Genomic DNA, 22,491 nt, shown 5'->3' with positions numbered 1-22,491 from the left:
GCCCTTGAGGGGGGAGATGTCGCCGAAGGCGACAGAAGGGGGTCGCCTCGCTTGGAGCGCCGACCTCTGCGCAAGAGGCTGAGTCCGGTCGCACGGACCCCCTCTGGCCGCTTCGCGGCCATCTCCCCCCTGAGGGGGGAGATTAGTACCGCGCCTTACGCCGCTTGCGGCTCCGGATCGAAAGCCGGCCTGCTCGTATTGATCAGCAGCGACAGACACGCAGCCACGATCGCCGTCATGCCGGCGATCAGGAAAGCCAGTTCGTAATTGCCCTGCAATTCGCGCATGGTGCCGCCGAAGGCGGCGGCGGTGGCGGCGCCGACTTGGTGGCCGGCTACGATCCAGCCGAACACGATCGGGCCGCTGCGGTCACCGAAGGCCTCGTTGGCGAGCCTGAGCGTCGGCGGCACGGTGGCGATCCAGTCGAGACCGTAGAGCACCGCGAAGATGATCAGGCTGGTCGCCGAGAAGCCGGAATAGGGCAGATAGATCAGCGCCAGACCGCGAATGCCGTAGTAGACGCCGAGCAGCTTGCGCGGGTCGAAACGGTCGGTGAGCCAGCCCGAGAGCGTCGTCCCGATCAGGTCGAAAATGCCCATAAGCGACAGCAGGCCCGCGGCCTGTACCTCGGGGATGCCCATATCGCCGCAGAAGGAGATCAGATGCGTGCCGACCAGCCCGTTGGTGGTGAAGCCGCAGATGAAGAAGGTGGCGAACAGATACCAGAAGACGCGGGTGCCGGCAGCGCGGCGCAGCGTGTTGAGCGTATGCGCCAGGAAATTGCCTTGCGATGCCGGCGATACCGGCGGCACGTCATCGGCCCCGGCGCCATAGCGCACCATGCCGATCGAAGCGGGACGCTCCGGAACCAACAGCCAGACCAGCGGCAGAAGACAGGCGGTGGCGATCGAGACGGCGGTAGCGACGGGCTGCCAGCCGCCCGACTGGGCGAGCGATGCCAGCAGCGGCAGGAACACCAAGAGGCCGGTGGCGCTGGAGGCCGACATCAGCCCCATCACCAAGCCGCGATTGGTCTTGAACCAGCGGTTGACGATGGTGGCGCCGAGCACGGTGGCGACCGCGCCGGAGCCGATGCCGGAAAACACGCCCCAGGTGAGGAACAGGTGCCATGGCTCGGTCATCAGCAGGCTGAGCGCGGTCGAGCCCGACATGATCACAAGCGAGGCAAGCAGCGTGCGGCGCAAGCCGATACGCTCCATCAATGCGGCGGCAAACGGCCCGGTCAGGCCGTAAAGGAAGATGCCGATCGCGGCGGCAATCGAAACCGTATCGCGCCCCCAGCCGAAGCTTTTATCCAACGGCAGCATCATCACCGAGGGTGCGGAACGAAGCCCGGCCGCGATCAACAGGCAGAGGAAGATGACGCCAACCACGACGAAAGCGTAGCGCTGGCCAAAGGGACGGGATTGAGCTATCATGTTACTGACCGGTACGTTGCAGGGTGAGGACATGTATACGTACCGATCGGTAACACGTCAATCGAGTCATACCATGCCAACGGACAAAAAGATTGAACTGACCATCAAGGACGGTCATGCAGCCGCACCGCCCAAGGCTGCCAAGAAAATCCTCGACGTGGCCTACGACCTGTTCTACCGCCGCGGCATCCGGGCGATCGGCGTCGACGAGATCGTCAAGCGCGCCGGCGTCACCAAGCCCAGCCTCTACCGCAGCTTTCCCTCCAAGGACGAGCTCGCCGCTTCCTATCTCAGGCAATATGACCGTGAGTATTGGGAGCGTTTCGACGAAGCCGTGGCTGCCCATCCCGGCGACCCACGGGCACAGCTCAGGGCTTTCCTGACTCGCGTCGGCAAGCGCACGCAAAGGCCGGACTATCGCGGCTGCGGCATGACCAACGCGGCGGTGGAATATCCCGAACATGGCCATCCGGCGCGCGTCGTCAGCGAGGCCAACAAGCAGGAGTTGCGCCACCGCCTGCGCGCGATGGCCGCAGCGATGGGCGCTAAAGACCCTGACACGCTCGGCGACGGCCTGCTGCTGTTGATCGAAGGCGCCTATATCAGTGGCCAGCTCTTCGGCCTCGGAGGCCCGGCGGCAGCGGTCGCCCACAACGCCGACCTGCTGATCGAGGCGAGCTTGAAGAAATAACATTTCGAACGTTGGCGCCGCCCCTCACCTGCCGGCATCCTTTCCCGGAAATGGGGCGAGGAACGCTCTCATCACGATTTCGCCAATTGCCAGCGTTGCAAGGTTGTCGCCAGCGGCGCAGCCGGCCACTTTCTCCCGTTCAGGGGGAGAATTGCCCGGCAGGGCGATTTGGGCGGCGCCAACGTTGAGATTGGCACGCTAGGCCGGCCGCAGATTTGGCGATAGGCTGGGGCGAACTTCACGGGAGACGTCCGCATGCGAACCCTGCTGCTTGTTCCATTCGCCCTCGCCGCCCTATCCCAAACCGCCCATGCCGACGGCATATCAAGCGTCTACACCGACCTCGACTCGCAAAAGGACTGCGTCACCTATGCGCAGGCGCAGGAAGGCGACGGCGAATGGGCCGAACTCGCCTGCTCCGGCTATCGTGGCTATCCCGTGCTGATCGCCTATGACGACGCCCGTGAATCGCTGTTCTACGGATTTCCGCCCGGCGGCGACATGACCTCGGTCTGGGAGAGCTTTTCCGGCTTCAACTCGTCCGGCGCCAAGGTCGAGTGGCGCATCGAGACCAAGGGCGACGTTGCCGTTCCCTTTGCCGTCATCCACCGCCGCTCGATCAGCAATCCCGAGGACGAGAACAAGCCGACCGAAGTGCTGCTCGTCGCCAAGGTCGCCCAGATGGAAGCCCGCGACGGCTGCACCATCGGCCTCGTGCTGGCCACCGGCAACCCGCAGGCCAATGACCAGGCGCGCAAGCTGGCCGACGAAAAGGCGAAGAGTTTCGCCTGTGGCAAGGACAAGCACACCCTCATCGGCAACGTGCCGGCGTTTGGTCGGGTGGATAACTAGTCACGTGGGTGCAAGGCACCCCTCTGCCCTGCCGGGCATCTCCCCCTCAAGGGGGGAGATTGGCAGCTTCGCTGGCGGCGCTTTTCTTTCGGCGCTGAAAATTGACGAAAGCCGTTGCGACTCCCCCCTTGAGGGGGAGATGGCCGGCAGGCCAGAGGGGGGTGCCTCGCGCTGGCGTTTGCCGCTTACTTGAACGAGACGCAGGCCTCTCTCGGCGCTACTTTGCCGCCTTCGCCCGTGCGATCGCGTCGACGATCATCTTCTTGGCGTATTTGGAATCGTGCCAGCCTTCGATCTTGACCCATTTGCCGGGCTCGAGATCCTTGTAGTGCTCGAAGAAGTGCTGGACCTGGTCGCGGGTGATCTCGGGCAGCTGCGTGTATTCGGTGACGTTTTCGTAGCGCAGCGTCAGCTTCGGCGACGGCACGGCAATGACCTTCTCGTCCTGGCCGGCATTGTCTTCCATCACCAGCACGCCGATCGGTCGCACATTGATGACGCAGCCCGGCACCAGCGCGCGCGTGTTGCAGACCAGCACGTCGATCGGGTCGCCGTCGCCCGACAGCGTGTGCGGCACGAAACCGTAATTGCCGGGGTAGCGCATCGAGGTGTGCAGGAAACGGTCGACGAACAGCGTGCCGGCCTCCTTGTCCATCTCGTACTTGATCGGCTCGCCGCCGATCGGCACCTCGATGATGACGTTGATGTCCTCGGGCGGGTTCTTTCCGATGGCAATGGCTTCGATTCGCATGGCTTAAATCCCTCTCTCGATGTCCAAGATCGATAGCGGGCGGCGCAGCATGGTGCAATGCGGCGATTGGTGCGAAGCGCTAACGGAAGCGCACGGTTTATGATGATTTGTAACCGAAGCCGGTCATTCCCAGACGAAGGCGACCTTCTTGAGCGCCCTCTGCTCGAAAATCTCGACGCCTTCGGCGACGTCACGGCCACCCGCGCCGGCATAGAAGGAAAGTGCGTTCTGGTTGTCTTCCAGCGCCCACACCACCATTCCCTTCAGCCCGTGGTCGGCAAGCCGCGCCCGCGCCGCCTTGAACAGCCGGCTGCCGAGCCCGATGCCTTGATATTCCGGACGCAGGTAAAGTTCGTAGATTTCGCCCTGTTGCTTCAGCTCGCGGGCGCGGTTCTTGCCGATCGTGGCATAGCCGGCGATGGTGCCGCCGATCTCGACCACCAGAACGGTGGCGGCGCGGCGGATGGCGTTGGCCCACCAGTCGGCGCCGCGGCGGTTGATCATCGAGGTCAGCGAGCGATGCGGGATGATGCCGGAATAGGCGCCCTCCCAAGCCTGCTGGTGCACGTCCGCAATGGCGCCAGCGTCGCGCGGTTCGGCTTTCCTGATGTCGATGCTCAGCGTATTCATGATTTGTTAACCATAAACCCGCATCGGCCATTTGCAAGAGTCGAGGTCAGCCCGCCGACCGCTTTCTCACAGCCGATCGCGACACTGCTGACAATGGGCAAAGCCTGCCTGGAAAACGCACCCAGCCGGCGCGGTCAGGCGTCCGTCCGGGTAGCGCGTGCTGGCTTTTCAGATCTCGACGAGATGATCGTCCAGTTCATTGGCATCGCCCAACGTCACCGGGAAATGCTCGGCCAGCACCGCGCCGACCTGCCCGATCGCCTTGACGAAGCCGTCGGCGAGCCGGTCGTGACCGGCATGCTGCAGGAGATCGCGCACCACGCCGTCCCAGACATGCTGGCCGACCTTGCTGTCGATGCCCGAATCGGCGACCACTTCGGCATAACGCTCGGCGATCGACACGAAGACCAACACGCCGGTGCGCGCCGTGGTGCGGTGGACATTGCGGGCGAGGAACTGCCTGAGCGCATTGTCATGTGCCGCCTGATAACGCTGCCGGCGCGGCACCAGATGGATGCGCAAGCCCGGCAGCGCCCACAAAAGCACCAACACCGAGGCCAGTGCCAGCAGTTGGACAATGACGAAATGCGGCAGCCGGATCGACAGCCACCAGGCTTCCAGCCCATAGGCGACGGCGAGGCTGGCAATCAGCATGCCTGATGTCGCCATGAAGGCGGCGGGAAAGAAATAGCCGTCGCTGGCATGCGCAACGACGCAGTAGATCTCGCCGTCGGTTTTGGCCTCGGCCGCGCGGATCGCGGTGGCGATGCGCTCATGGTCCTGTGGGCTGATCGGTCGTGTTGCCATCTTCTCTCACCAGCTCCCTGAAGACCCGCCACCGCCAGACGAACCGCCGCCGCCTGAAAACCCGCCGCCGCTGCTTGAGCCCGAAGACCAGCTGCTGCCCGAACTTCCCGATGACCATCCGCTGCCCGACGACGAACTTGTTGTCCAGCTGCTGGAGCCCGAGGACGATCCGCTCGGCCCCTGGCCGTAGCGAAAGGTCATGCCCAGCCATTTATACACGCCCGGCGACAGCTTGGTGCCGAAGATCGGCGGCAGGAAGGCCATCGCCAGGCCGCCGAAGAACATCGCCGCCCACAGGATCAGGAAGACCGCGACGACGGGATCGATGGGCGTGCTGCGGTCGGCCGGGTTGCGCTTGCCGCGCGCCTCCAGCTCTTCCGGGTTGCCTTCCAGCACCATGACCATGTCGTCGACGGCCTTGGAAATGCCGCCGGAGAAATCACCGGCGCGGAACGCCGGCACCATGTCGTTTTCGATGATCAGTTTGGTGTGCAGGTCGGTCAGCGTGCCTTCCAGCCCGTAGCCGACCTCGATGCGCATCTTGTGGTCGTTCTTGGCCACCAGCAGAAGCACGCCGTTGTTTTCGCCGGCCTGCCCGAGTTTCCAAAAGCGGAACAGCCGGTTGGCGTAGGGTTCGATCTCCTCGCCGTCGAGGCTGTTGATCGTGGCGACGACGATCTGGTCGGAGCCTTTGGTCTCGAAATCCGCGAGCTTCTGCGTCAGTGCCGCCTTGGTCGCGGCGTCGATAATACCGGCATTGTCGACCACCCGCCCGGTGAGTGCCGGCAGGTCTGCCGCCAAAGCTACAAACAGCATGGTGAGCATCGTCAACAGCGCGATGCCGATCGTCGCGGCTGCGCGGCCAGGTCTTGGCGGATTGAAGACGCGTACTGTCATGCCGTCACCAGTTCCCCTCAACCACCATGACTGTCCTCAATCACCATGATCATGTCGTCGACCGCTTTGGAAATACCGCCGGAGAAATCCCCGGCGCGGAAGGCCGGCACCATGCCTTCAATGATCCGTGTGGCGTGCTGGTTGGTGAGCGTGGCTTCCAGCCCGTAGCCGACCTCGATGCGCATCTTGCGGTCGTTCACGGCCACCAGCAGAAGCACGCCATTGTTCTTGGCCTTCTGGCCGAGCTTCCAAGCGTTGAACAGCCGGGTGGCGTAAGGCTCGATCTCCTCGCCGTCGAGGCTGGGAACCGTCGCGACGACGATCTGGTCGGAGCCTTTGGTCTCGAAATCGGCCAGTCTTTGGGTGAGCGCCGCCTCGGTCGCGGCATCGATGATGCCTGCATTGTCGACGACACGACCGGTGAGGGCGGGCAGTTCCGCCGCCAGCGCCGCGAAGCTGACGAGCAAGACCAGCAAGGCAGCGCCGGTCATCGTGGCGAAGCGGCCATGCCAGGGATTGGCGATGCGTGTTGTCATCTCGTCACCAGCTTCCCGAGGAGCCGCCGCCGCCGGACGAACCGCCGCCGCCGGAAAAGCCGCCACCACCGCTTGAACCCGACGACCAGCCGCCCCCGCCCGAAGACCAGCCGCCGCTGGATGACCGCTTGTGCGGCTCGAATGTCATGCCGAGCCAGCGATAGCGGCCGGGACCGAGTTTTTGGCCGAAGATCGGCGGCAGGATGGAGGCGGCCATGCTGCCGAAGAACATGATTGCCCAGATGCTGATGAAGACGCCGAAGAACAGATTGTCGGTATTGATGGGCGGCTTCTGGTTGCGCTCGCCGCGCGCCTCCAATTCCTCCGGATTGCCTTCCAGCACCATCACCATGTCGTCGACGGCCTTGGAAATGCCCCCGGAGAAATCGCCGGCGCGGAACGCCGGCACCATGTCGTTTTCGATGATCAGCTTGGTGTGCAAATCGGTCAGCGTGCCTTCCAGCCCATAGCCGACCTCGATGCGCATCTTGCGGTCGTTCGGCGCCACCAGCAGCAGCACGCCGTTGTTTTCCTTGGCCTGGCCGAGCTTCCAGAAGCGGAACAGTCGGTTGGCGTAAGGCTCAATCTCCTCGCCGTCGAGGCTGGGGATGGTTGCGACGACGATCTGGTCGGAGCCTCTGGTCTCGAAGTCGGCGAGTTTCTGGGTGAGCGCGGCTTTGGTGCCTGCATCGATGATCCCGGCATTGTCGACGACGCGGCCGGTCAGCGCGGGGAGGTCGGCGGCGAAGGCGGTGAGGGGCAGGAAGACGGCCAGAAAGGCGAGAAGAACACCAAGGTTGGCGTTCCTTCGCGTCCCCCTCTGTCCTGCCGGACATCTCCCCCTCGAGGGGGGAGATTGGCAATCTCGCTGCCGACGCTCAGCCGGCAACGCTGATATTTGGCGCAAGGACAGAAGACAGCTGATCTCCCCCCTTGAGGGGGAGATGTCCGGCAGGACAGAGGGGGGTGTGAAGGAACGCAAGGCTGGCAAAGGCCAAGCTCACCCAGACGTCATCACCCGCCCTGCTTCGTGCCGAAATCGACCTTCGGCGGCTGCATCTTGTCTTCTTCGACGGTGAAGTTGGCGAAGGGCTCGTTGCTGCGGAACCAGAAGGTTGCCCATAGCACCGACGGAAAGGTCCTCAGCGTCAGATTGTAATCCTTGACCGCCAGGATGTAGTCGCGCCGCGCCACGGCGATACGGTTCTCGGTGCCTTCGAGTTGCGCCTGCAGCGCCAGGAAATTCTGGTTGGCCTTGAGGTCGGGATAGGCCTCCGACACCGCGATCAGCCGCGACAGCGCGCTGGTCAGCCCTGATTGCGCATCCTGGAACTTCTTGAGCGCTTCGGGGTCCTTCAGCGTTTCCGGCGTCACCGTGATCTGCGTCGCCTTGGCGCGCGCTTCGACCACCGCATCGAGCGTGTCCTTTTCATGCGAGGCATAGCCCTTCACCGTCTCGACCAAATTGGGAATGAGGTCGGACCGACGCTGATACTGGTTCAGCACCTCGCTCCATGCCGCCTTGGCGTTTTCCTCCGCCGTCGGGATGGTGTTGAAGCCGCAGCCGGCGAGCAGAGGCAGCACGACGGCCAACATCAGCACGGCCGGCAGACTGCGGAAAGGGAAGGCAAGGCGCTGGGCAAACATGGTGAGGTCCCTCGACAGAAGTTGCATGCGAAGCATTAGCACAATCCGCGCTCAAGAAAATGTCTGCCGCTGGCGCGCATTCCTGGCGCGCATTCATGCGCTGGCGAGGCCCTGTGATTGATCGCGCGAACACGGTATGGTTGCCGGCAAACAGGACAGGATCATGGCGGAACGCCACGACGATGACAGCGAATCGCGCCGCATTATCGAGCGCGTGGCGAACGAGGGCGGCCTTGGCGGCGCATCGCTGGTGTCACGGGCAACGAAAGGCGCGCGCGATCATGTTACCGCAGCGGAGGTCGACCGATCCGATCCGATCGAGGTCTGGGGCACCCGCATCGGTCGCGCACTTGGGCTCATCGTCGCCCTCGGCCTTTTGATCTGGCTCGTGTACTACGTCTCCCGGGGCAGCTAGAGCATGATCCTGAAAAGTGGGAACCGGTTTTCTCGGACAAACGGGAACCGTTTTGTCCGGAGATCATGCTCCAACCAAAGAGATAGATCAGGATGACGATTCAACGAAAAATTATCCGTATCTAGGATTTTCCATGAACCGCGAAAAAGCCGACGCGCCGCGCGCGGTCATCGTCATTTCCAGCCATGTCGCCCGCGGCTCGGTCGGCAACCGCGCCGCCGTGTTTGCGCTGGAGACGCTGGGCTTTCCCGTGTGGGCGGTACCGACGGTCATCTTGCCCTGGCATCCGGGCCATGGCCGCGCCACGCGCATCGTGCCGCCGCTCGACCAGTTCAAGGCGCTGATGGCCGATCTCGAGCGCGCGCCCTGGCTGGGTGAGGTCGGCGCGGTGCTGTCGGGCTATCTTGGCGAGGCCGGCCAGGCCGAGGCCGTCGCCTCGCTGGTTGCGGCGGTCAAGGCCAAGACGCCGGACGCGATCTATATATGCGATCCGGTGATGGGCGATTCCGGCGGGCTCTATGTGCCCGAGCCGACGGCCGCCGCCATGCGTGATCGACTGATGCCGATCGCCGACATCGCCACCCCCAACCGCTATGAGCTGGAGTGGATGGCCGACGCGCCCTTGCCCGATCTGAAATCGGTGATCTCGGCCGCCCTCCATGCCGGACCGTCAACAATGCTGGTGACGTCGGCACAGTCGATGATGACCGGCGGCACCGGCAATCTGCTGCTTGACGGCACCCAGGCGCTGCTGGCCGAACACCGCCTCATCGACAAGCCGCCGAATGGCCTCGGCGACCTGACTGCGGCCGTCTACCTCGCCCGCATCCTGTCGGGGCAGCCGCCGATCAAGGCGCTGCAATCGACCACCGCCGCCGTCTACGAAATCCTGGCGCGAACCGCCAAGCGTGGCGGCGACGAGCTGCAGCTTGAAACCGATGCCCAGAGCCTGTCGCATCCGATGGCGATGGTGCAGCTGCGCCACCTCACGCATCCGGGGCGGGACCGCCGGGCGTGATCTCGACCGTGGTCGTCGGCGCCGACGGCTGCAAGGCCGGCTGGATCGCCGTCCGCCGCGATCTGGATGCCGCGCCGTCAGTCCGCGTCTTTCCCAGCTTTGCGGCCCTGCTCGACACCTTGCCCGCCGATGCGACAGTGGCCGTCGACATGCCGATCGGCCTGCCGGCCGTCTCGCAAAGAGGCGGGCGCGGGCCGGAGACCTTGGTACGGCCAATGCTCGGAGCACGGCAATCCAGCGTCTTCTCTATCCCGTCCCGCGCGGCCCTCTACGCCGACATCAGCGACTTCACCACGGTCGAGGCCTGGTATGAGGCGCATCGGCGCGCCAGCGAGGTGGCCAAGGCGACCTCCGATCCGCCACGCGGCGTCTCGATCCAGGCCTTCGGCATCTTTGCCAAGATACGCGAGATCGACGCGCTGCTGATCGCACGTCCGCAACTGCGCCGCCGCGTCTTCGAATCGCACCCCGAAGTGGCCTTCTGCCGGCTGAACGGCGAAAAACCGATGACGCTGCCGAAGAAGATCAAGGGCGCAGTCAATCCTGCCGGGATGGAAGAGCGCAAGGCACTGCTCTGCCGGCACGGCTATACCAGAGCTTTCCTCGACCAGCCGCCGCCACGCGGTGCTGCCGCCGACGATTTCCTCGACGCAGCGGTGATGATGCTGATGGCCGGGCGCATCGCCGGCGGCGAGGCAAAGCCGTTTCCCGACCCGCCGCTTGCCGACCGTTTGGGCATTCCCCTGGCGATCTGGGCGTGAGGCAAGCGGCGAGCCATGCGTGCGGCATGGCGATTTGCGACGAAGCCATCCGCAATTCGGCATTGCCCGCGACGGGCATTTGCCGTTAGAGCCTTTCTAACTTGAAATGAGCTGCCGTCGCTAACCCCGAAAGGCTTCATCCCTAGCCCATGCCCCATCTCCCCGAACATCTTTGGACCGGCTACCGCAACTTCATGAATGGCCGCTATCTCACCGAGAGCGGACGCTATCGCGAGCTCGCCCGCGAAGGGCAGGCGCCCGAAACCATGATCGTTGCCTGCTGCGATTCCCGCTCTGCCCCCGAGGCGATCTTCGACGCCGGTCCGGGCGAACTGTTCGTCCTGCGCAATGTCGGCAATCTGGTGCCGCCCTATGCGCCGGACGGCGAGTTCCACTCGACCTCGGCCGCGCTCGAATTCGCCGTGCAGAGCCTGAAGGTGAAAAACATCGTGGTGATGGGCCATGGCCGCTGCGGCGGCATCCGCGCCGCGCTCGACACCAATTCGGCGCCGCTGTCGCCCGGCGACTTCATCGGCAAATGGATGAGCCTGATCGCGCCGGCGGCCGAAACCGTTTCGTCCAGCACGTTCATGACGACAACCGAACGGCAGACGGCGCTGGAGCGGATTTCCATCCGCTATTCGATCGCCAATCTCAGGACCTTCCCTTGCGTCTCCATCCTCGAAGGCAAGGGGCGGCTGTCGCTGCATGGCGCCTGGTTCGACATCTCGACAGGCGAGCTCTGGGTGATGAACAAGGACACTGGCGACTTCGAGCGGCCGGATTTGACGTAGACCCATGATCCCGAAAAGTGGGAACCGGTTTTCGGATAAGGGCATGGTCAAATAAGAGGAGGGAAGAATGCGGGTTTGGCCTGCGATCGCTTTCGCCGTAGCGGCGCTGCTGATTTCGCTCGTCCCTGCCCGCTCCGATGACGGCGCCATTATCGACCGCTGGTATTCGGCGCTGCTGGTCGCCGATCGCACCGAATTGTCGGACCTGCTCGCCGACGATGTCCGCATCAAGCTCGACGATCTCGGCGTCGTGCAGTCGAAGCAGGAGTTCATCGCGTCGATCGACGAATGGAAGGGCGCGGTCGCCGGCGCCGCAATCCGGCATCGCGTCGAAAAGCGCGAGGCCGGCGTCACCACTGTCATCGCCTGCTATGATTTCCCCAACAATGACATGCTGATGCAGGAAACGTTCGCCGTCACCGGCAACCGCATCACCGCCAGTTCGCAAGCGGCGATCGCGGAAAATTGCGACGGCTTCTGACGCGGGCTTGAACGGCCGCGCTGTTGCGCCGCGCCAGTCATCGCCCTACATCGGTCAGCAAGCTCCGCCAATCATCGAAAGATCCCCCATGCCGTCCACGAAAACCGTCGATCTCGCCGCCCATCCGCTGACCAAATGGCAAGGGCCGCTCGGCCTGCCGGATTTTGCCAGCATCGGCGACGACGATTTCTCCTCGGTGTTCGACGCGGCGCTGAAGGCACATGAGGCCGAAATCGATGCGATCGCCGGCAACAAGGATGCGCCGACCATCGAGAATACGCTGGCAGCCCTCGAGCTCGCCGGTGAGCCGCTCGACCATGTCTCGTCGATCTTCTGGTGCCGGGCCGGCGCCCACACCAACGATGCGATCCAGGCGCTGGAGCGTGAGATCTCGCCGAAGATGTCGCGGCATTTCTCGGCGATCTCGATGAACGAGAAACTGTTTGCCCGCATCGACGACCTCTACCAGCGCCGGGAGACGCTAAAACTCGACGTCGAGACGCTGCGGGTGCTGGAGAAGACCTGGAAAGGCTTTGTGCGATCGGGCGCAAAACTCGACGCCGACGGCAAGAAGCGGCTGGCCAACATCAGCGAGGAGCTGTCCTCGCTCGGCACGACCTTCGGCCAGAACGTGCTGGCCGACGAGCGCGACTGGGCGCTTTTCCTCGACGAGGCTGATCTTGCGGGCCTGCCGGACTTCGTGAAGAGTTCGATGGCCGAAGCCGCCGAGACGCGCGGCCAGAAGGGCCGCTACGCCGTCACCTTGTCGCGCTCGATTTATGAGCCGTTCACGACCTTTTCTGAACGCCGCGATCTGCGCGAGACCGCTTTCCGCGCCTTCACCATGCGCGGCCAGAATGGCGGCGCCAGCGACAACACCGCAGTGGTGCGCGACATGCTGAAATTGCGCGCCGAAAAGGCCAGGCTGCTCGGCTATGCCTCGTTCGCCGCGCTGAAGCTCGACGACACCATGGCCAAGACGCCGAAGGCGGTGCACGACCTCCTCGACCCGGTCTGGGAGAAAGCGCTGGAGAAGGCCGGCGCCGACCAGAAGGAGCTGGAGCGGCTGGCGACCAAGGCAGGCAGCAACGAAAAATTCGCCGCCTGGGACTGGCGCTTCTACCAGGAGAAATTGCGCGCCGAAAAATTCGCCTTCGACGAGGCGGAGCTGAAACCCTATCTGCAGCTCGACCGCATCATCGACGCCTGCTTCGACGTCGCCACCAAACTGTTCGGCATCACTTTCGAGGAGAAGAAGGGCATCGCCGCCTGGCATCCCGACGCGCGCGTCTTCGTGGTGAAGAACGCCGATGGCAGCGAGCGCGGCCTGTTCCTCGCCGACTATTTCGCCCGATCCTCGAAGCGTTCTGGCGCCTGGATGAGCGCGCTGAAGTCTGGCTACAAGCTTGGGGATGGCTCAAAGCCGGTGATCTACAACGTCATGAACTTCGCCAAGCCGCCGGCGGGGGAAGCGGCGTTGCTGTCGGTCGATGAGGCCAAGACCCTGTTCCACGAATTCGGCCATGCTTTGCACGGCATGCTGACCGACGTCACCTGGCCGTCGGTGGCGGGCACCTCGGTTTCCCGCGATTTCGTCGAACTGCCTTCGCAGCTCTACGAGCACTGGCTGACGGTGCCCGCGGTGCTGGAAAAGCATGCGCTGCATGTCAAGACCGGCAAGCCGATGCCGAAGTCGCTGCTCGACAAGATGCTGGCCGCCCGCACGTTCGGTGCCGGTTTCGCCACGGTCGAGTTCACAGCGTCGGCGCTGATCGACATGGCGTATCACGCGCGGCCGGATGCGCCGGCGGAACCGCTGCGTTTCGAAGCCGAAACGCTGGAAAAGCTTGATATGCCCGACACCATCGCCATGCGTCATCGCACCCCGCATTTCGGCCATATCTTCTCCGGCGACGGTTATTCAGCCGGCTACTATTCCTACATGTGGTCCGAAGTGCTCGACGCCGACGCCTTCGCCGCCTTCGAGGAGACCGGCGATCCCTTCAACCCGGCGCTGGCGGAGCGGCTTCGGAAGAATATCTATGCCGCCGGCGGGTCGAAGGATCCGGAGGAATTGTACACGGCGTTCCGCGGCAAGATGCCTTCGCCTGAGGCGATGATGGTGAAGCGGGGATTGGTGTAGCGCCGGCTTATCTCCCCCCTCGAGGAGGAGATGGCCGCAAAGCGGCCAGAGGGGGTCGGCCCGACTGGGCTCGACCCGCTGCGGCAGATGAAGGTCGGCGCTTCACGCGCGAGGACCCCCTCTGTCGCCTTTGGCGACATCTCCCCCTCAAGCGGGGCGATCACCGCGCCAAGGATCCGCCACCCGTGGCCACACCGGCCGCGTCAGCTTCCTGTAATCCGTCACCGCCGGGTTGCTCGGATACGAACTCGGCGCCGAGACATAAATAATCTCCGCCGCGATCGGTTCAAAGCCGGCGTAGAAATGGTTGGTCGACTTGATCAGCAATATGTCCTTCGACAACGGATCGATGCCAATGTTCGAGAAAATATCCGGCTCGAAGGTCTGCGTGCGGTTGGTGTTGAGGATGATGTCGATTTCGGTGCCTTCGATGCGCACCAGCGCCGTCGGCCCGAGCGTCACCCGGCTTGGCCCGAAGCTCTGCCAGCCCTCGGGGACGGCTTTCAACACCTTGACGCGCGCATCGATCGGTTCGCCGGCCAGCGGCCCGGCCTTGCCGCCGAAGCGCAGGTCGATGACGGCGCCTTCGCCTGCCGCCTGGCAAAATGTGACAGCAATCGGGTCCCAGATCGTCGCCACGCCAAAATTGTTCACGCCCTGTTCCAGCATGGCGCGCAGCACGACCGTACCGTCGCCGGCGACGCCACCGCCGGGATTGTCCCAGATGTCGGCAATCACAACCGGCTTGCCGGGATTTTCCTTGCGCACGGCCAGTGCCCGCGCGATGCCGTCCTCGGCGTTCAGCATCGTCATCGCCGTCCTTTCGCGGATGGCGTAAAGCTCGTGCCCTAGCCTCTCCGCCAGCGCATCGCCCTTGGCCTTGTCATTGTCAGTGACGACCAGGATGCGCGTGCCCATTTCCGGCACGTCCGCGGCCATGAAGCCATGGATGACCGAGACCGACAGCACGCCGTCCTTGCCGTGCAGCGCCTTGATGCGGTCGACGAAGGAGCGCATCGGCTCGCGGCTGGTCGGCAGCACCTGGATCATGCGGCAGTCGAACGTCGAGATCACCGGCTTGATCTCGTCACGCGCCGCCGCCAATCCAAGCTCGACGACATGTTCGCCGCGCTCATAGAAGTCGGTGTGCGGGAATTCGAGGAAATAGGCCATGACATTGCATGCCGCGACGCGCTTTGGGGTCAGATGACTGTGCGGGTCGAGCTCGACCGCGATCACCACGTCGGGCCCGACGATTGCGCGAACCCGTTCCAGCAGATCGCCTTCGCAATCGTCATAGCCTTGCGCCACCATGGCGCCGTGCAGGCCGAGGATGACGGCGTCGACCGGCAAGGCTGCCTTCAACTGGCCGAGAATCTCGTCGCGCAACGCCTCATAGGTCTGCCGCTGCACCAGCCCGCCCGGCTCCGCCCAGGTGGCGGTGCCTTCGATGACGGTCAGCCCTTCGGCAGCCGCACGCCGGCGCAGCGCGACCATCGGCGAGGAGCACAAGGTCGGCGTGTCTGGATGCTTGCCCGGCCCGGCATAGAACGCCATCTCGAACGACGCCCGGTCGGTCGGCACCGGCGAGAAGGTGTTGGTTTCGGTCGCCAGCGAGGCGGTGAAGATGCGCATGAAAGCTCCGTTGTGAATGGCGCCGTTATTTGACCGCCCCGAGCGCCAGCCCGCGGACGAGATAGCGCTGCAGCCAGATGAACAGAATCGCCACCGGCAGCGTCGCCAGCAGCGTCGCCGCCATTACATGGTGCCATTCGATCGTGTAGCGGCCGGCGACCAGCGAGAACACCTGGATCGGCAGCGTGTAACTTTCCTGGCTGCGCAGCATTGTGAGCGCGACGACGAACTCATTCCATGCGTTGATGAAGGTGAAGATGGCGGTCACCGCTATTGCCGGCAGGCAAAGCGGCAGAAACACTTTTCGCAAGGTCAGCCATCGGCCGGCGCCTTCCATCCACGCTGCTTCCTCGAGATCGCGCGGGATGGTGTCGAAATAGCTTTGCAGCATCCACACGGTGAAGGCGACGTTGAAAGCCATGTAGATGACGCCGAGCGCGGTCGTGGATTCGATCAGACCCCAGGCCGCCATCAGCCGGAACAGGCCGAGCACCAGCACGATCGGCGAGATCATCTGCGAGATCAGCAGGAACTGGCGGAAGGCGCCATAGCCGGCAAAGCGAAACCGCGACATGGCATAGGCGGCCGGCACCGAGATCAGGATGGCGCCGACGGTGGCGATAACAGAGACATAGAGCGAATTGGCCAGCGCCTGGCCAAAGCCGGTCGCCGACCACATGTCGGCAAAATTCGACCAGTCGAATTCGCTTGGCCACCAGGTCGGCGACAGCACCTCCTGCCTTGGCTTGACCGCGGTCAAAAACATCACGGCAAACGGAAAGATCGTCACCACGAGCAGCGGCGAAAGCAGCAGCCAGGCAATGATCGTGCGCTTCAGCTTGGGCGTCATGCGCGTTGCTCCCGCATGGCGAGGCGCACATAGATCATGGTGAAGATCAAAAGGATGGCGAACATCAGCAGCGACACTGCCGATGCTTCCCCCAGTTTGCCGATGCGGAAGGCCAGCTTGTAGAGATGGGTGACCAGGATGTCGGTCGAGTTGGCCGGCCCGCCCTGCGTCATCACCCAGATGATCGGGAAGGAATTGAAGACGTAGATGGTGTTGAGCACGATGGCGATGTTGATGAACGGCTTCAGCAGCGGAAAGGTGATCTCGCGAAACTGCTGCAGTGGCGTCGCCCCCTCCAGGGCCGCCGCCTCGTAGAGGTCGTCGGGGATCGACGACAGGCCGCCGAGGAAGATGGTCGTGGTGAACGGTACCGTCACCAATATGCCGATCAGCACCTGCATCGGGAATGCCGTCTCGGCGCGCGCCAGCCACTGGATGTTCTCATGGATCAGGCCAAGCCCGATCAGCGCCGAGTTCAGCATCCCGCTTTCGCCGTTGAGCGCCCAGCGCCAGACCACCGCCGTCATCGTCAGCGACACCGCCCAGGGCAGCATGATGATGACGCGGGCAATGCCGCGGCCGTAGAAATCGGTATTGAGGATCATCGCCACGGGGACGGACAACAGCAGCGCGCCGCCGACCACCAGCACGGTCCACAGGCCGGTGCGCCAGAGTGCCGCCAGGAAATCGGGATCGGCGAGGAAGGCGGAATAATTGGCGAAATCGTTGAAGTCCCGCAGCTGCCCAAAACGGCTGACATCATGCGTCGATATCTGGATCAGGTCCCAGACCGGCCAGAAGATGACGACTGCGGCCAGAAACAGGCTGGGCAAGGTCAATAAATAGGGCAGGTAACGATTTTGCATCGGCCGGATTCGTACCGTGTTGGACATAAGTGGCGCTGGCCCGCCAGCTCGGATCAATCTCGCATATCGGTCTAAGGCAGCGCTTCAGGGTTTGAATCTCCTGCGGACGTTTGCGCTGCCCCTCACCTGCCTGCCCATCCTCCGCAGCGGTTGCGGAAGGGAGCCCTTCCTCTCCCCCGTTGATCGGGGGAGAGGTGTCGAGCGAAGCTCGACGGAGTGGGGGTCGACGGAGTGGATGTCGACCCTTGGGGCGCAAGGCGAGGTGATGTTTGCCCCTATTGCCCTTCCTATGTCCATCGCGGCGGTTGCCAGGTGGTTCCCCCACTCCGTCTCGGCTTCGCCGAGCCACCTCTCCCCCTCCGGAGGGAGAGGAAAGTGTGGCGCGCCCCGATCTCTGGGGCGCGCCGGGCGCAGGGAGATACGCCCTATTTCTTGATCACGGCGTTGGCCTTGGCAGCCGCTTCCTTCAAGCCTGCCTCGGGGTCGCCGCCGAGATAGATCTTCTGCATGGCATCCGAGGTGATCTGGGCGACTTCTTCCCAGCCGGGGATGACCGGTGCAAAGCGAGCGTCGGGCAGCAGCGCGGTGAACGCTGCCAGATCGGCATTGTTGACGTAATAGTCCATCTTGGCCTCTTCCTTGTTCACCGGCAGGAAGCCTTCGCCTTGCGTGAACTTGGCGCGCTGTTCGGTGGTGAACAGGAAGTCGAGCAGCTTCCAGGCCTCATCCTTGTTCTTGGAATTCTTGAACATGATGATGGAATCGGTGACGCCGTACGTGCCGCGCGCGCCGGTCGGTCCGGCGGGGATAGCGGCCACGCCATATTTCAGGTTCGGCGCCTCGTCCTTGATCTGGTTGGACAGGAAGGGCGCGGTGATCATCATGCCGACCTTGCCCTGCTTGAACAGGTTCTGGACGTCCTCGCGGTTGTTGGAGGTGACGCCGGGTTCCGTCAGGCCTTCGTCGATCATCGACTTGTAGAGCTTGGCGGCTTCGAGCGCGCCCGGCGTGCCGAGGCCCGACGTGCCATCCTTGTTGAGGATCTCGGTGCCTTGCGACCACATCGCATAATAGTAATAGACGTCGGTCTCGATCTCCTTGCCCTGCAGGCCGAAGCCGAAGGATCCGGTGCCCAGTGCCTTGATCTTGCGCGCATCCTCCTGCAGCTCGGTCCAGGTTGCCGGCGGGTTGGCGATTCCGGCCTTCTCGAACAATTCCTTGTTGTAGTACATGGCGCGCGCCGAGGCCGCGATCGGCAGGCCGTAGGTCTTGCCCTCCATGATCGAGGGCGACAGGAAGGTGTCGATGAAGCGGTCCTTGAACTCCGGCTTGATATAGCCGTCGAGCGGCTCGGCGACATCCTGCTGGACGAAATCGATCAGCCAGCGGGTGCCGATGATCGACAGGTCGGCATTGGTGCCGGCCGTGATGTCGGTGGTCAGCTTCTGCAGCAGCACGTCCCACGGCACAACTTCGAACTTGACGGTGATACCCGGGTTGGCTGCCTCGAATTCCTTTTTCACCGCTTCGAAATACGGGCCGGTCTTGGCGCTGTATTCGGCGACGGTTACGCGCACCTCGCCGGCACCTGCCTGCGCGGCCAGGGCGAGCAGGCTCATTCCGGCCATCAGGCCGACAGTCCATTTTGCAAGCCTCATTCGATCTCTCCCATTTGATTGCGCCTGCGCTCTTGCGGCTTCCAGGCGACCAAGGCTTTATGTGACTTTCCTACATTATCCATCATTTGACGCTGTGCAAGCGGATTATCCTGTTGCTTAATTACATTTCTTAAAATAGCGTTTTCCGATTATCGTAGATCCCAGGAGGCGCGCAGCGTGGTTTCAAAGGCCGAATTCGCAGGCAAGACCGTGCTGGTGACCGGCGCCGGCGGCGGGCTCGGCTCGGCTATTGTGGCGCTGCTGGCCGAACGAGGCGCGCGCGTCGTCGGCTGCGACCAGTCGCAAGACCAGCTCGGCAGTCCGCATCTGGCGTCGCGCCACGTCTTCGACCTTCTCGACCGGATCTCCACCGATGCCGCGATCACGGCGATCCTCGGGAAAGACGGCGTGCCCGACATCCTGATCAACAATGCCGGCTGGACGCGCGCCGAGACTCTTGCAGCGCTGACCCCCGACAAGATCACGCATGAGCTCGACCTCAATCTGACCGGGGTGATGCTGTTCGCCGATCCACTGATCAAGGCGATGGCCGCGCGCGGTTCGGGCAGTGTCGTCTTCATCTCTTCCGTCAACGCCATCGCCCACTTCGGCAACCCGGCCTATGCCGCAGCCAAGGCCGGCATCAATGCCTATGCCAAAGCGATCGCTGTGGAACTCGGCCGCAACGGGCTGCGCGCCAATGTCGTCTGCCCCGGCTCGATCCGCACCGCCGCATGGGACCATCGGCTGGCCAAGAACCCGGATGTTCTCGGCAAGCTCAAGCGGCTCTATCCGCTCGGCCGCATCGTCGACGCCACGGAAGTGGCCGAAGCGGTGGCCTTCCTTGTTTCGGATCGCGCATCGGGGATAACCGGCGCGGTGGTGCCGGTCGACGCCGGACTGACCGCCGGCTTCCTGCCCTTCATCGACGACATATTGGGAGCCTGACCATGACCGATGTCGAGTTCCGCGACCTGTCGAAATCTTTCGGACGCCATAAGATCCTCGAAAACATCAGCCTCGACATCAAGAGCGGCGAGTTCGTCGTGCTGGTCGGCCCTTCCGGCTGCGGCAAGTCGACCTTGCTGCGCATGCTGGCCGGGCTGGAGCCGATCACCTCAGGCGACCTCTTGATCGGCGGCGTGCGCGCCAACGATTTGCCGCCGCAACAGCGTAACATCGCGATGGTCTTCCAGTCCTATGCTCTGTTTCCGCACCTGAAAGCGGCCGACAATATCGGCTTTGGTCCCAAGATTCGCGGCGAGAGTCGCACGGCAATCGACGACAAGGTGAAAAAGGCCTCCGGCGTCCTCAACCTGTTCTCCTATCTCGACCGCTATCCCCGGGAGTTGTCGGGCGGCCAGCGCCAGCGCGTCGCCATGGGCCGCGCCATCGTGCGCGAACCCTCGGTGTTCCTGTTCGACGAGCCGCTCAGCAATCTCGACGCGCAATTGCGCGTGCAGATGCGCACCGAGATCAAGGCGCTGCACCAGCGGCTGAAATCGACCATCGTCTATGTCACCCACGACCAGATCGAGGCCATGACCATGGCCGACCGCATCGTGGTGATGGACCGCGGCAAGATCCAGCAGGTCGGCGCACCGCTGGAGCTCTACGACCGTCCCGCCAACAAATTCGTCGCCTCCTTCATCGGCTCGCCGTCGATGAGTTTTGTGTCCGGGGCGCTGAAGACCACGCCCGAAAGGACCTGGTTCGAATCGGCCGGCGGCGGACGTTTGGCTCTCGGCGGCAAGACGGTGCCGGCAGGCAGCACGGTAGAGGCCGGCATAAGGCCCGAACACTTCGTCATCGGCGAGACCGCCGACGCCATGGCGATCAAGGTCGATGTCGTCGAACCGACCGGCTCGGAAACCCATATCTATGGCGCCATCGGCACTGATACGGTGCGCGCCGTGTTCCGCGACCGGGTGCAGGTCAAACCGGGCGAAATGCTGCCGGTCTCCGTCGCGCCGGGCAACATCCATCTGTTCGACACGGCCACAGGCCTGCCGCTATGAAGACCGAGCCATGAAAACGCCGGCCGACATCATCACGCGCCTGCAATTGATGTCGCAGGACGGCACCAAATCGGACCGCCGCCTGGCCGGCCTCGTGCTGACCGATCTCGACTTCGCCTCCAAGGCGGCAATCTCGGAAATTGCCGCGCGCGTCGGCGTCAGCGAGCCGACGGTCACCCGCTTCTGCCGCAATCTAGGCTGCGAGGGTCTGCGCGATTTCAAATTCTACCTGGCGCAGGCCATTGCCATTGGCGGCCAGTATCTGTCGCCCGAGCCGCTGAACCGCGACGCGCGCGAGCAGCGCATTGCGTCGGCCATCACCGAAGCGGCAATCGCCGCCATCCAGCGCGCCAGCGAAAACCTCGACATGAAGACGCTGGTGGGCGTGGCCGCTCGCATCGTCAGTTCGGGCAATGTGCTGTGCATCGGCTCCGGCGGCATTTCCTCGATGATGGCGACCGAGATGCAGAACCGGCTGTTTCGGCTCGGCGTGCCGGTGCTGGCGCAGATCGACGGGCAATTGCAGCGCATGTATGCCGCGGTCGCCACATCGGAGACGACGCTGATCGCGTTCTCGGTGTCCGGCTATGCGCGCTCGGTGATCGACGCCGTTCAGGTGGCCCAGCAATATGGCGCCACCACCATCGCCGTAACCCCGCCGGAATCAGCGCTCGCCAAGGCCGCCGATACCGTCATCCAGTTCCAGTCGCTGGAAGACGGCAACATCTACAAGCCGACCTCTTCGCGCTACGCGCTGCTGTCGATCGTCGACATGATCGTCACCTCCGTGGCCGAAACGCGCGGACCCAGGGTTCTCGAAAACCTGCGCCGCATCAAGCAGAGCGTGAACACGCTGAAGGTCGACGATCCAAAGTTGCCGCTGGGGGATTGAGGATTATCCGGCGGCCAGTGCCTCGATGCTCTTCACCAGCGTCGATGGTTCGCCAACCACACGCACCGTCTTCAGCCGCGCCGTGCCGCCTGCAATGACCGACACGACCGATGCCGGAACGCCCAGCGCCTTGGCCACCAGCCGTTCCAGCGCCGCATTGGCCGCGCCATTCTCCGGCACGGCGCGCACGCGCGCCTTCAAATGGCTGCGCCCGTCGGCCGATTTTTCGGCGCCTCCGAGCCTGTCCACGGAAGACTTCGGCGTCAGCCGGATAAACAGGTCGATGCCGTCGGCGCGCAAGCGGAATGGCGCGCTCATGCCATCGTCAGGTTCACAGGACCAGCGGCGCTATCGTGGTGAGAATGAGCTGCCTGAGAAAGAACAGGAGCAGAAGCAGGATGATCGGCGAAATGTCGACGCCGCCGAGGTCGGGCATGAACCGACGGATCGGACGCAGCGCCGGCTCGGTCAGCCGGTAGAGCATGTTGCCGATGCTGCCGACGAACTGATTGCGCGAGTTGACGACGTTGAACGCATAGAGCCAGGAAAAGATCGCCGAGGCGATGATGACCCACCAGTACAGGTCCAGCGCCATGACGATTGTTTGAATGAGGGCGAGCATGCCGGTCTCCGATTGTTGCCGACATGTAGCCATTGCGCGCGAAACCGGCAAGGGCCGGTCGCCTGCAAGCACCGGGCACAAGGGATTT

The 22,491-nt window shown here is 63.6% G+C and carries 24 protein-coding genes and 1 pseudogene; 11 read left to right on the top strand and 14 right to left on the bottom strand.

Annotated features, from left to right (window positions below; genetic code table 11):
* Nucleotides 1–155: 155 nt before the first annotated feature.
* Nucleotides 156–1,439, bottom strand: coding sequence for an MFS transporter (locus NLY42_RS09100; protein WP_023835196.1), 1,284 nt, complete (start codon nucleotides 1,437–1,439; stop codon nucleotides 156–158).
* 73 nt (nucleotides 1,440–1,512) lie between these two features.
* Here NLY42_RS09100 and NLY42_RS09095 point away from each other — a divergent pair, with 73 nt between their 5' ends.
* A complete protein-coding gene (locus tag NLY42_RS09095; RefSeq protein WP_023755944.1) occupies nucleotides 1,513–2,130 on the top strand; it encodes a TetR/AcrR family transcriptional regulator in 618 nt (205 codons plus the stop codon).
* Nucleotides 2,131–2,385: 255 nt separating this feature from the next.
* Nucleotides 2,386–2,982 carry a hypothetical protein gene (locus NLY42_RS09090; RefSeq protein WP_023668624.1) on the top strand — a complete coding sequence of 199 codons (597 nt, stop codon included), beginning with the start codon at nucleotides 2,386–2,388 and terminating at the stop codon, nucleotides 2,980–2,982.
* A gap of 217 nt (nucleotides 2,983–3,199) precedes the next feature.
* Here the strand turns inward: NLY42_RS09090 and ppa are convergent, their stop codons facing one another.
* From ppa to NLY42_RS09055, 7 genes and pseudogenes are all read right to left on the bottom strand, one after another.
* Entirely contained in the window at nucleotides 3,200–3,733 is a 534-nt protein-coding gene (gene ppa / locus NLY42_RS09085) for an inorganic diphosphatase (RefSeq protein ID WP_023668623.1), read from the bottom strand.
* Between the two features lie 123 nt (nucleotides 3,734–3,856).
* Nucleotides 3,857–4,363: a GNAT family N-acetyltransferase gene (locus tag NLY42_RS09080; protein WP_023668622.1), complete on the bottom strand. Its 507-nt coding sequence runs from the start codon at nucleotides 4,361–4,363 to the stop codon at nucleotides 3,857–3,859.
* A 168-nt stretch (nucleotides 4,364–4,531) separates the two neighbouring features.
* On the bottom strand, nucleotides 4,532–5,170 hold the full coding sequence (locus NLY42_RS09075; protein WP_023755945.1) for a TPM domain-containing protein: 639 nt from the start codon (nucleotides 5,168–5,170) through the stop codon (nucleotides 4,532–4,534).
* A gap of 6 nt (nucleotides 5,171–5,176) precedes the next feature.
* Entirely contained in the window at nucleotides 5,177–6,067 is an 891-nt protein-coding gene (locus NLY42_RS09070; protein ID WP_023681431.1) for a TPM domain-containing protein, read from the bottom strand.
* A 35-nt stretch (nucleotides 6,068–6,102) separates the two neighbouring features.
* A pseudogene (locus NLY42_RS09065) lies at nucleotides 6,103–6,558 on the bottom strand (TPM domain-containing protein); the annotation flags it as partial.
* A gap of 49 nt (nucleotides 6,559–6,607) precedes the next feature.
* Complete coding sequence (locus NLY42_RS09060; RefSeq protein WP_198022225.1) at nucleotides 6,608–7,378, bottom strand: TPM domain-containing protein; 771 nt, start codon at nucleotides 7,376–7,378, stop codon at nucleotides 6,608–6,610.
* A gap of 239 nt (nucleotides 7,379–7,617) precedes the next feature.
* Entirely contained in the window at nucleotides 7,618–8,250 is a 633-nt protein-coding gene (locus tag NLY42_RS09055) for a LemA family protein (RefSeq protein ID WP_023755947.1), read from the bottom strand.
* Nucleotides 8,251–8,413: 163 nt separating this feature from the next.
* Here NLY42_RS09055 and NLY42_RS09050 point away from each other — a divergent pair, with 163 nt between their 5' ends.
* The 6 genes from NLY42_RS09050 (at nucleotide 8,414) to NLY42_RS09025 (ending at nucleotide 13,862) form a co-directional block, all read left to right on the top strand.
* Nucleotides 8,414–8,665 carry a hypothetical protein gene (locus NLY42_RS09050; RefSeq protein ID WP_023755948.1) on the top strand — a complete coding sequence of 84 codons (252 nt, stop codon included), beginning with the start codon at nucleotides 8,414–8,416 and terminating at the stop codon, nucleotides 8,663–8,665.
* A 133-nt stretch (nucleotides 8,666–8,798) separates the two neighbouring features.
* A complete protein-coding gene (gene pdxY, locus NLY42_RS09045) occupies nucleotides 8,799–9,683 on the top strand; it encodes a pyridoxal kinase PdxY (protein ID WP_023755949.1) in 885 nt (294 codons plus the stop codon).
* Entirely contained in the window at nucleotides 9,680–10,444 is a 765-nt protein-coding gene (locus NLY42_RS09040) for a DUF429 domain-containing protein (RefSeq protein WP_023755950.1), read from the top strand. Before pdxY ends, NLY42_RS09040 begins: the two co-directional genes overlap by 4 nt.
* 149 nt (nucleotides 10,445–10,593) lie before the next feature.
* A complete protein-coding gene (locus NLY42_RS09035; protein ID WP_023668613.1) occupies nucleotides 10,594–11,238 on the top strand; it encodes a carbonic anhydrase in 645 nt (214 codons plus the stop codon).
* 67 nt (nucleotides 11,239–11,305) lie between these two features.
* Nucleotides 11,306–11,719: a hypothetical protein gene (locus tag NLY42_RS09030; protein WP_023755951.1), complete on the top strand. Its 414-nt coding sequence runs from the start codon at nucleotides 11,306–11,308 to the stop codon at nucleotides 11,717–11,719.
* An 88-nt stretch (nucleotides 11,720–11,807) separates the two neighbouring features.
* Nucleotides 11,808–13,862, top strand: coding sequence for a M3 family metallopeptidase (locus NLY42_RS09025; protein ID WP_023755952.1), 2,055 nt, complete (start codon nucleotides 11,808–11,810; stop codon nucleotides 13,860–13,862).
* Nucleotides 13,863–14,009: 147 nt separating this feature from the next.
* Here the strand turns inward: NLY42_RS09025 and NLY42_RS09020 are convergent, their stop codons facing one another.
* The 4 genes from NLY42_RS09020 to NLY42_RS09005 form a co-directional block, all read right to left on the bottom strand.
* Entirely contained in the window at nucleotides 14,010–15,497 is a 1,488-nt protein-coding gene (locus NLY42_RS09020; protein WP_023755953.1) for a M81 family metallopeptidase, read from the bottom strand.
* Nucleotides 15,498–15,522: 25 nt separating this feature from the next.
* On the bottom strand, nucleotides 15,523–16,347 hold the full coding sequence (locus NLY42_RS09015; RefSeq protein ID WP_023755954.1) for a carbohydrate ABC transporter permease: 825 nt from the start codon (nucleotides 16,345–16,347) through the stop codon (nucleotides 15,523–15,525).
* A complete protein-coding gene (locus tag NLY42_RS09010; protein ID WP_023726098.1) occupies nucleotides 16,344–17,213 on the bottom strand; it encodes a carbohydrate ABC transporter permease in 870 nt (289 codons plus the stop codon). The genes NLY42_RS09015 and NLY42_RS09010 overlap by 4 nt, the downstream gene beginning before the upstream one ends.
* 425 nt (nucleotides 17,214–17,638) lie before the next feature.
* Nucleotides 17,639–18,871 carry an ABC transporter substrate-binding protein gene (locus NLY42_RS09005; protein WP_023755955.1) on the bottom strand — a complete coding sequence of 411 codons (1,233 nt, stop codon included), beginning with the start codon at nucleotides 18,869–18,871 and terminating at the stop codon, nucleotides 17,639–17,641.
* Between the two features lie 177 nt (nucleotides 18,872–19,048).
* Here NLY42_RS09005 and NLY42_RS09000 point away from each other — a divergent pair, with 177 nt between their 5' ends.
* The 3 genes from NLY42_RS09000 to NLY42_RS08990 are packed head-to-tail and all read left to right on the top strand — an operon-like array spanning nucleotide 19,049 to nucleotide 21,781.
* Nucleotides 19,049–19,819 (top strand): SDR family oxidoreductase, encoded by a 771-nt coding sequence (locus NLY42_RS09000; RefSeq protein ID WP_023755956.1) that lies wholly within the window; start codon nucleotides 19,049–19,051, stop codon nucleotides 19,817–19,819.
* A gap of 2 nt (nucleotides 19,820–19,821) precedes the next feature.
* Nucleotides 19,822–20,889, top strand: a complete 1,068-nt coding sequence (locus tag NLY42_RS08995; RefSeq protein WP_023755957.1) for an ABC transporter ATP-binding protein — start codon at nucleotides 19,822–19,824, stop codon at nucleotides 20,887–20,889.
* 10 nt (nucleotides 20,890–20,899) lie between these two features.
* On the top strand, nucleotides 20,900–21,781 hold the full coding sequence (locus NLY42_RS08990; protein ID WP_023681445.1) for a MurR/RpiR family transcriptional regulator: 882 nt from the start codon (nucleotides 20,900–20,902) through the stop codon (nucleotides 21,779–21,781).
* Between the two features lie 3 nt (nucleotides 21,782–21,784).
* Here NLY42_RS08990 and NLY42_RS08985 read toward each other — a convergent pair whose 3' ends face one another.
* Both NLY42_RS08985 and NLY42_RS08980 read right to left on the bottom strand, forming a co-directional pair.
* A complete protein-coding gene (locus tag NLY42_RS08985; protein ID WP_023755958.1) occupies nucleotides 21,785–22,099 on the bottom strand; it encodes a DUF167 family protein in 315 nt (104 codons plus the stop codon).
* A gap of 13 nt (nucleotides 22,100–22,112) precedes the next feature.
* Nucleotides 22,113–22,403, bottom strand: a complete 291-nt coding sequence (locus NLY42_RS08980; RefSeq protein ID WP_023668602.1) for a YggT family protein — start codon at nucleotides 22,401–22,403, stop codon at nucleotides 22,113–22,115.
* Nucleotides 22,404–22,491: the final 88 nt, after the last annotated feature.

This window comes from Mesorhizobium sp. C372A (assembly GCF_030323245.1).
GTDB lineage: Bacteria > Pseudomonadota > Alphaproteobacteria > Rhizobiales > Rhizobiaceae > Mesorhizobium.
Note: the sequence above shows the minus strand (reverse complement) of the source record. Positions and strands in the feature narration are given on the sequence as shown.